Origin of the sequence: Microvirga sp. HBU67558 (assembly GCF_018069605.1) — a bacterium.
GTDB classification, from domain to species: Bacteria; Pseudomonadota; Alphaproteobacteria; order Rhizobiales; family Beijerinckiaceae; genus Microvirga; species Microvirga terrae.
In genome coordinates this window covers 84,385-92,391 of the sequence record NZ_JAGPUP010000549.1, presented here as the reverse complement: position 1 = coordinate 92,391, position 8,007 = coordinate 84,385, and the positions used below count along the sequence as shown (strand labels likewise).

6 protein-coding genes are annotated in these 8,007 nt (G+C 61.5%); 4 read left to right on the top strand and 2 right to left on the bottom strand.

Going from position 1 to position 8,007, the window contains the following annotated elements; all coding sequences use genetic code 11:
- Positions 1-174: 174 nt before the first annotated feature.
- The 3 genes from KBI52_RS23885 to KBI52_RS23875 all read left to right on the top strand — a co-directional run bounded on the left by KBI52_RS23885 (position 175) and on the right by KBI52_RS23875 (position 2,968).
- Entirely contained in the window at positions 175-1,164 is a 990-nt protein-coding gene (locus KBI52_RS23885) for a ketopantoate reductase family protein (RefSeq protein ID WP_210811976.1), read from the top strand.
- Positions 1,165-1,334: 170 nt separating this feature from the next.
- Positions 1,335-2,354, top strand: a complete 1,020-nt coding sequence (locus KBI52_RS23880; RefSeq protein ID WP_210811975.1) for an aldo/keto reductase — start codon at positions 1,335-1,337, stop codon at positions 2,352-2,354.
- 176 nt (positions 2,355-2,530) lie between these two features.
- On the top strand, positions 2,531-2,968 hold the full coding sequence (locus KBI52_RS23875) for a DoxX family protein (RefSeq protein ID WP_210811974.1): 438 nt from the start codon (positions 2,531-2,533) through the stop codon (positions 2,966-2,968).
- 94 nt (positions 2,969-3,062) lie between these two features.
- Here the strand turns inward: KBI52_RS23875 and KBI52_RS23870 are convergent, their stop codons facing one another.
- Positions 3,063-3,950, bottom strand: coding sequence for a LysR substrate-binding domain-containing protein (locus KBI52_RS23870; protein WP_210811973.1), 888 nt, complete (start codon positions 3,948-3,950; stop codon positions 3,063-3,065).
- A 328-nt stretch (positions 3,951-4,278) separates the two neighbouring features.
- Positions 4,279-5,250 carry a crotonase/enoyl-CoA hydratase family protein gene (locus KBI52_RS23865; RefSeq protein ID WP_210811972.1) on the bottom strand — a complete coding sequence of 324 codons (972 nt, stop codon included), beginning with the start codon at positions 5,248-5,250 and terminating at the stop codon, positions 4,279-4,281.
- A 549-nt stretch (positions 5,251-5,799) separates the two neighbouring features.
- On the opposite strand from KBI52_RS23865, the gene KBI52_RS23860 reads away from it, so the two are divergent.
- The gene (locus tag KBI52_RS23860) at positions 5,800-7,971 is read left to right on the top strand and encodes a bifunctional diguanylate cyclase/phosphodiesterase (RefSeq protein WP_210811971.1); all 2,172 of its coding nucleotides are present in this window, start codon (positions 5,800-5,802) and stop codon (positions 7,969-7,971) included.
- The last annotated feature ends 36 nt before the right edge of the window (positions 7,972-8,007 follow it).

Sequence of the window (8,007 nt, the reverse complement as noted above, 5' to 3'; positions counted from 1 at the left end):
GCGAAGGAGTTCGACGTGCCCGAAATGCGCACCATCCTCAGACGCGGCATGCTCTGGGCGGCGCGGGACTGATACGAACAGCCCTGTTCCAAATGCTGGAAGACGCAAGCTATCGCGCGTAAAAGTAGCCGCGGAGGCACCTCCTTATCGACCAGCTTTCATGCGAGGACAATCATGCGGATCATCATCTATGGCGTCGGCGCGATCGGCGGGACCGTCGCGGCGGCCCTGGCTCACTCAGGGCAGGAGGTGATCGGCATCGCTCGCGGCGCCCAGCTCCGGGCCATTCAGAAAGACGGGTTGCTTCTGCGTACCCCGGAAAAGATCAAACGAGCCCATTTTTCGTGCGTGTCGGACCCGACCGAAATCGACCTCCGCCCGGACGATGCCATCCTGCTGACGATGAAGACACAGGATACGCTCCCTGCCTTGGACCGTCTTCGCGTCGCGGGCGCCGTCGGGCAGGCCGTCTTCTGCGTTCAGAACGGCGTCGCCAATGAACGCTTCGCCCTTCGCGTTTTTCCGGAGGTCCACGGCATGACGGTGATGATGCCCGCCGCCATCTCGGGCCCAGGTGAAATCGCCGCCTTCTCCATGCCCCGTCACGGCATCTTCGATATCGGGCGCTACCCGGGCGGCAGCAACGCGCATGACACGGCCCTCGCTGAAGCCCTGGAAGCCGCCAACATCGCCGCTTTCGTGTCGCAGGACGTGATGCAAAGCAAGTACGGGAAGCTGCTGCTCAACCTGAGCAACATCCTGCAGGCCGCGTTCGGCCTCGATGCCGATTACAGACATTTGGAAGCGCTGCTGCGCGACGAGGCGGAGGCGGCCTTCAAGGCCGCTGGCATCCCTTGGCTGGACGTGGGAGGGGCCGACCCTCGGCGAACTCAGCTGATGCAGCAGCGGCCAATCGCCGAGGTCGGACGCCTCGGCAGTTCGACGGCGCAGAGCCTCGCACGCGGCACTGGGTCGGTCGAGACCGACTATCTCAATGGCGAGATCGTGCTGCTCGGACGCCTTCATGGCGTCGCGACGCCTGCAAACACGTACTTCACGGAACTCGGTGCCCGCATGGTGCGGGACGGGCTCAAGCCTGGGGCGATCTCCATGTCCGAGGTCGAGGCGCAGCTCTCCGCTCTCGGTGCCATGCCCAGACGGTGATCCGATCGGCCTCTTGAGGACGGCCGCAGCCCGCAATGGATACGATCGCCAGTCCGTGCGCGTCGGGCCGGCGCGACATTTCTGTCAAGGAGCGGCCAGCTGATCCTCGTTCAGCGAAATGTCTGCTGGTCCCCCTATATTTCCGACGCGCGAACATGAGGGAGCTTTGCATGGATTACCGCAATTTGGGCCGATCCGGCCTCAAAGTCTCGCCGATCTGCCTCGGCACGATGATGTTCGGAGGGCCGACCAACGAAGCCCTTTCCGCGCGCATCATCGCGAATGCGCACGAGGCGGGCGTGAACTTCATCGATACGGCCGACGTCTACAACGAAGGTCGCTCCGAAGAGGTCACGGGACGAGCGATCAACGCGGCGCGCTCCCATTGGGTGCTCGCCACGAAAGTCGCGAATGCGACGGGGCAAGGTCCCAACGACCGCGGCCTCTCACGCCGTCGCATCATGGAGGCCGCCGAGGCAAGCCTACGGCGCCTGGGCACGGACTGGATCGACATCTATTACCTCCATAGGGAGGATCATGCGACCCCGCTGGCGGAGACGGTCCGCGCTATGGGCGATCTCGTGAGGCAGGGCAAGATCCGTCATTTCGGCGTGTCGAACCATCGCGCATGGCGCGTGGCCGAGATCTGCCGCCTCTGCGACGATCTCGGCATCGATCGCCCGGTGGTGAGTCAGCCCTATTACAACGCCATGAACCGGATGCCGGAGGTCGAGCATCTCCCGGCCTGCGGCTATTATGGCCTCGGCGTCGTGCCCTACTCTCCGCTCGCCCGCGGCGTGCTGACGGGCAAGTACAGCCCCGATGCTCCACCGCCGGAGACTAGCCGCGCTGGCCGCCAGGACAACCGGATGATGCAAACCGAGTGGCGTCCGGAATCGCTTCAAATCGCTCAGGATCTCAAGCGGCATGCCGAAGCCCGCGGCATCACAGCCGGCCAGTTCGCCGTGGGGTGGGTCCTGAACAATCGCTTCATCACTGCGGTGATCGCGGGCCCGCGCACGGAAGAGCAGTGGGACGATTACCTGAAAGCGCTCGACTACCGCTTCACGGCCGAGGACGAAGCGCTCGTTGACGGCCTCGTCGCCGCAGGTCATCCCTCGACGCCCGGATATAACGACCCCGCCTATCCTATCGAGGGTCGCCAGGCCCGGACACGCCCGCAAGGCTAAAGCATGGTTCGATCGGGTTCGTGCGCTGCGCTGAGGCCTGAATCCCGTCTCCAGGAACAGATCAGGCTTTTCATTGCACAATCGCAATAACAAGCCTGCGATTTGCGTCATTGATTTGCAATATCGAAAGGATCACGTTCCTGGCAACGGACCGTTCGGGTCCCGGAGACAAAACCATGATCGACACCCGCCTTGCTCCCTATGGTGCTTTCGCCCTTCGTGCGGCTCTTGGCATCATGTTCATCGCCCATGCCTATCTGAAGATCGCCGTGTTCACGGTTCCAGGCTTTGCCGGATTCCTCACGCAGGTCGGCTTTCCAGCCTTCCTGGCATGGCCCATCATCTTGGCCGAACTGATCGGCGGCGTTGCGATCCTACTGGGCTTGTACGGTCGCGCCGTGTCCGTCGCTCTCCTGCCGGTTCTTTTAGGCGCACTCCTCGTCCATGCTCCCAATGGCTGGGTGTTCAACGCAACCAATGGCGGCTGGGAATATCCGGCTTTTCTGGCTCTGGCGGCCGTTGCCCATGCGCTGATCGGCGACGGTGCGTATGCAATCAGGCCTTTGGCCCCCGGCCTGGGCTCAGGCACCGTCCTTCGCCCCCGGATCGGATAAGACAGCACGAGCGGCCGCGTGTCTCCTGCGCGACCGCTCATCGGGTCGAGGAATGAGCGCAGCTCGGCGGAAGGCCGCAGCCAAAACGAACCCGTCAGATCTCCATTCGGGCCAGTTCGGCCTTCAGCCAGTCGTGGAACGCCGATACGGCACGGCTCTGAGGCAGGGTCTGAGACGTGACGAACCAATAGGCGATCCCTGTCGAATAGCGATCCGGAAACGGAGCCGACAGGCGGCCGAAGGCGATGGCATCTCCAGCCAGCGTTTCCCAAGCCAGGAACACCCCCTGCCCCGCCACGGCCGCATCGAGACAGAGCGATGCATCCGAGAAGACCGGCCCGCCACCCAGGATCGACTCGTCGAGGCCATTCGGCCCAAGCCACGCATCCCAGCCGAACATAGGCGTCGGTTCGCGGATGATGGGGACGGCGGCAAGATCCGCAGGCTGGCGCAGGCGCTCGGCGAGCGGCGGGCTGCAGACGGGGAAGATCAGCTGATCGATCAGCCTCTCGGCTTTCACATGGGGCCAGTTTCCCCAGCCGACCCGGATGCACACGTCCACGTCGGAGGTGTCCGGATCGACGAGCGCCATATTGGCGTCGATGCGGACGCGGATGTCCGGGAAAATCTCGTGAAAGCGCTGCAGACGCCACACCAGCCACTTGCTCGCGAAGACCGGCGCGACCGACACGGTCAGAACATCGTCGCGACGGCGTTCGGCGAGGGCCAGCCCGGCCGAGATTTCCGCAAATCCGGCGCTCAGGTACTTCAGTATATCCTGGCCGAACGGCGTCGGCTTCAGGCCCTTCGGCAGGCGCTCGAACACGGGGCGTCCGAACTGTTCCTCGGCCTTGAGGATCTGCTGGCTGACTGCCCCAACGGTCACGCCGAGTTCGTCAGCTGCCGCCCGCAAGGTTCCCCACCGGCCTGCGGCCTCGACGGCCCGCAGCCCGTTGAGATGGAAGCGGCTCAGGTTCCTCATATAGCTTTTCTATAGTCTCCTGCAGATAAAATCCATACCGTCAGGCACGCGAAAGAACCATCATGCAGAGATGTTGAACCTCTTCAGTCTCGCCAAGCAGTTGCTGAGACCCTGGTCGGGCCTCCAGGGTACGGACGATTGCAGTGATGATCCCCTGTCCCATCCAGCCCTGCAGCGCATGAGTCTTGAGCAATTAGCCGATCTGCCGTTCGACCGAGCCCCTCCGTCGGCGGAAGGTGTCTCTCATCCTTCGCCCGATCCTGTTGCGTCACCGTGCAGGTCACCTCGCGGTATTTGACGGCGAGTGGAAGGATCACGGCAGATCCTATCAGATCCCCTTATCGAAACGGCGCGCCTGAGCTTCCACGAGGCGGGTCATCTTGCGCAGATCCTGCTCTCCCAAATCCATGGCGGCGTCGAGCCAGATATCGACGATGTCGCTCAATTCCTCGTATGTCAGCGGGTTGATGCGCCGTTTGGACCGGTACATGGCTTTATGGGCATTATGCTTGCGCCTGTTGCGGGCGATATAGTCCCTGACGGCGTTCTCGCCCTGGCCGTCATCCGCCAGGATGTCGACGACGCCGAGGCGGTGGAGCTCCTCGGCCGTATAGACCGTTCCGCTCATGATGAGCTTCTCGGCCGCCGCGGTGCCGATCTTGCGAGAGAGAAAGCTGTAGGCTCCCATCCCCGGGAACAGGTTGAATAGGACTTCCGGCAACCCCAGCTTGGCGCTCTTCTCCGCGACGAGAACGTCGAAGGAAAGGGCGCATTCGAACCCGCCGCCGAGCGCATCGCCCTGGACCAGGGCGATCGTGATCAAGGGCGTATGAAATGCCATCGCATTTCCATAGACCACGTCGATGCAGGCGTAAGCATATTTCCGCAAGCCATCGCGGTCCCGTCGGCGAATGCAATCCGCGAAATAGGCGAGATTTCCGCCGAAATTGTACACGCCCGGTGTCTGTGATGCCGCAACGAAGTATTCGAGGTGCTGATGCTGCTCGCGGTTGCCCTCCTCCATGATCACGCGAACAGATTCCTGAACGCACATCATGTCCTGGAGCAGCTCCATCGTGATCATCGGGTGCCGGCTCGGACGCATAGCGGCCCAATAGATCCGGCTCTCAAAGTCGATGTTGACATCGATGTGAGGCAGGAGAAGGTTTGTGGGGCTGCCATCCGACGGCGCGGGATTCGGCTTCCGAGACGGGCTTGCAGGAGGCGACGCGACTTCGTAATCGACAGTTTGGGCCTCGTCGCGGACAGGGCCGGCGACTTTGGCCGACGGGGCCAGCATCAATACTCTCCATCATAGAGAAATTTGGACACACAACGAGCTTCATCTCGCCGTCGTTCAGGATGCCGTGGTCGTGACAGGCCTCCTTTCCTATGGATAATGGTCTATTAACGACTGCCTGTGGAGTCGCTCATGCCGTTTCGTAAGTAACTTGGTTAATGGTCAGGGCCCTTCCGGCACCCATGACACGGATCAAGGAAGGGTTTCTGGCGCCGCTCTGCCGTCGTCATGCTTCGGCAATAAGGCTGGATTAACCAATACTTGAAGAATGAGGTATCCGCAGACACATGACCAAACGTTATTGTGGTATAAATCTCTTATTCAGCTTGGGATCAGCGTAGCTAGTCAGCAAAATGACGATGACTTGCGGCCCTGTCTCATTGCTGGACGAGACGACCGACCTCTGCAGAGGACCTTGAACCACGTTAGCGCGAGTATAGACCCATGGCCGACCGAATGACCATCATCAAACAGATCGTCCCATGAGACTATAGCGAAGAAAATAGGGTTTGATCCATCTCATTGGCCAGGGATGCCGGGGGGCAACACATGGCGCGTATTCTGATCGTTGACGACAGAAGCACGAACCGCAACATCTTCTCTCGACTGGCGCAGGCCATCGAGGAAGGTGCGGAGGTCCATGCCTCTGCGTCACCCCATGAGGCGCTTGATTGGCTGGATGGGAACTGCCCCGACTTGGTCATCACCGATTTCCGAATGCCCGGCATGGACGGCGCAGAGTTCACCAGGCGTGCCAGGAACACCGTCAACGGCGCTGATGTTCCGATCATCGTCATCACGGCCTATGACGACAGAGCCTTCCGGCTCCAGGCTCTTGAAGCAGGCGCTACCGATTTTCTCCGGTCGCCGGTCGATCATTACGAGTTCACGACCCGGGCCCGCAATCTTCTCAAGCTGCAGAGGCAGCAGCAGTTTATCAAGAGCCGTGCCCTGGCCCTTGAGCAGCAACTCCTGATCAGCGAGCGCTCTCAGGAAGAACTGGTTCGCAGCAGCCGGGAGGCGCTGACCCAGGTCATCGACAGCGTTCCGGCGATGATCAGCGCAACCGACGAGGACAACCGCATCCTCTTCGTCAACGCCTACCTTGCCGAATTCGCCAACATGTCTCCCGAGTCCCTCCTCGGAAGGCCCCTGCCCGCGGTCCTTCAGAGCGACAACGCAGACCATGGCGAACGCGTGCACAAAGCCGTTCTCGGAAAACAGCGGGCGTCGTCAAGCTTCGAGGAGCGCATCTCCGACAGCAACGGGTCGGAGCGCGCCTTCCTGACGACCAAGACGTCCCTGCGCGAGCTCACGGGCGGCGTAACGGGCGTTCTCACCACCTCGATCGACATCACCGAGAGAAAGCAAGCGGAGAACACACTCCGGCATATCGGCCTGCATGACACGCTGACCGATCTCCCCAACCGCAGGATGCTCTACGAGAGGGTTCAGCAGGAGATCGATGACGGTCGAGGTCAGTTCGCCCTTTTCCTGATTGATCTCGACCGCTTCAAGTCCGTCAACGACGCCCTCGGCCATGCGGGCGGCGACCGCATCCTTCAGCAGGTGACGGGTCGCCTCATCGGCTGCGTGCCGAGCACCCATCTCGTGGCCAGGATGTCCGGCGACGAGTTCGTCGTTTTGCAAACCAATGTCGCCGCGGCCCAGGATTCGGAGGCACTGGCACGCCAGATCATCGACAGCCTGTCGGCCCCGTTTCTCCTGGACGGGAATGAGCTCAGGCTCGGCTGCACCATCGGGATCTCCATGTCTCCGGGCGACGGGCGGGACGTCGAGAAACTCCTCAGATACGCCGATTTGGCGATGTACCAGGCCAAGGCCGAGGGGAGAAACACGGTCCGCTTCTACTCCCAGGAGATGGAAAGTATCTCGCTGAACACCATCAGTCTTGAAGCGGATCTTCTGAAAGCCATCTCGCAGGAGCAGTTCGTCCTGCACTACCAGCCTCAGGTCGATCTGGTGACCGGAGCGATCGTCGGGGCGGAAGCCCTTCTGCGCTGGGTCCGTCCCGAGTTCGGCATCACGTCGCCCCACGTGTTCATCGACATCGCCGAGGAGACCGGCCTGATCAACGAGATCGGGGCCTGGGTTCTTGGAGAAGCCTGCGCTCAGGCGGCAATCTGGCACGCCCACGGGCATGCGCCTCTCCAGATTGCCGTGAACCTGTCGCCAGTGCAGTTCCTGCGCCAGGACATCGTGCAGCTCGTCGCCGAGACCCTGCGGGCAACCGGTCTGAAGCCGGAATACCTCGAGCTCGAACTCACCGAGGGCAGCCTGCTCAAGGATGTCGAAAGAACCCAGCTGATCCTGCACGAACTCAAGAAGCAAGGGGTGAAGATTGCGATCGACGATTTTGGCGTGGGCTATTCCTCCCTCAGCTATCTGAAGAATTTCGAGGTCGACACGTTGAAAATCGACCGTTCGTTCGTGTCCAGCCTCTCGGATGGAACCCGTGACGAAGCCATCGTCAGGGCGATCATCTCGATGGCCGAGAGCCTTGAGCTGAAGGTCGTCGCAGAGGGCGTCGAAACACAATCCCAGCTTTCCTGCCTGCTCAATCATCCCTGCGATGAGGCGCAAGGTTATCTGTTCAGCCGGCCGGTGCCCTCGGACGCCTTCGACGAGCTGCTCAAGGAACAGCCACGCTACCGGCTTCCGAGACAGGATCTCCCTCTCAGGAAGGCGCGTAGTCGGTGATCGCCAACCTCCTGGCCCGTTTCAGAAGCAGTCCCG

Coding starts and splice junctions, on each gene's coding strand:
- KBI52_RS23885 (WP_210811976.1), top strand. CDS start 175: ATGCGGATCATCATCTATGGCGTCGGCGCGATCGGCGGGACCGTCGCG.
- KBI52_RS23880 (WP_210811975.1), top strand. CDS start 1,335: ATGGATTACCGCAATTTGGGCCGATCCGGCCTCAAAGTCTCGCCGATC.
- KBI52_RS23875 (WP_210811974.1), top strand. CDS start 2,531: ATGATCGACACCCGCCTTGCTCCCTATGGTGCTTTCGCCCTTCGTGCG.
- KBI52_RS23870 (WP_210811973.1), bottom strand. CDS start 3,950: ATGAGGAACCTGAGCCGCTTCCATCTCAACGGGCTGCGGGCCGTCGAG.
- KBI52_RS23865 (WP_210811972.1), bottom strand. CDS start 5,250: ATGCTGGCCCCGTCGGCCAAAGTCGCCGGCCCTGTCCGCGACGAGGCC.
- KBI52_RS23860 (WP_210811971.1), top strand. CDS start 5,800: ATGGCGCGTATTCTGATCGTTGACGACAGAAGCACGAACCGCAACATC.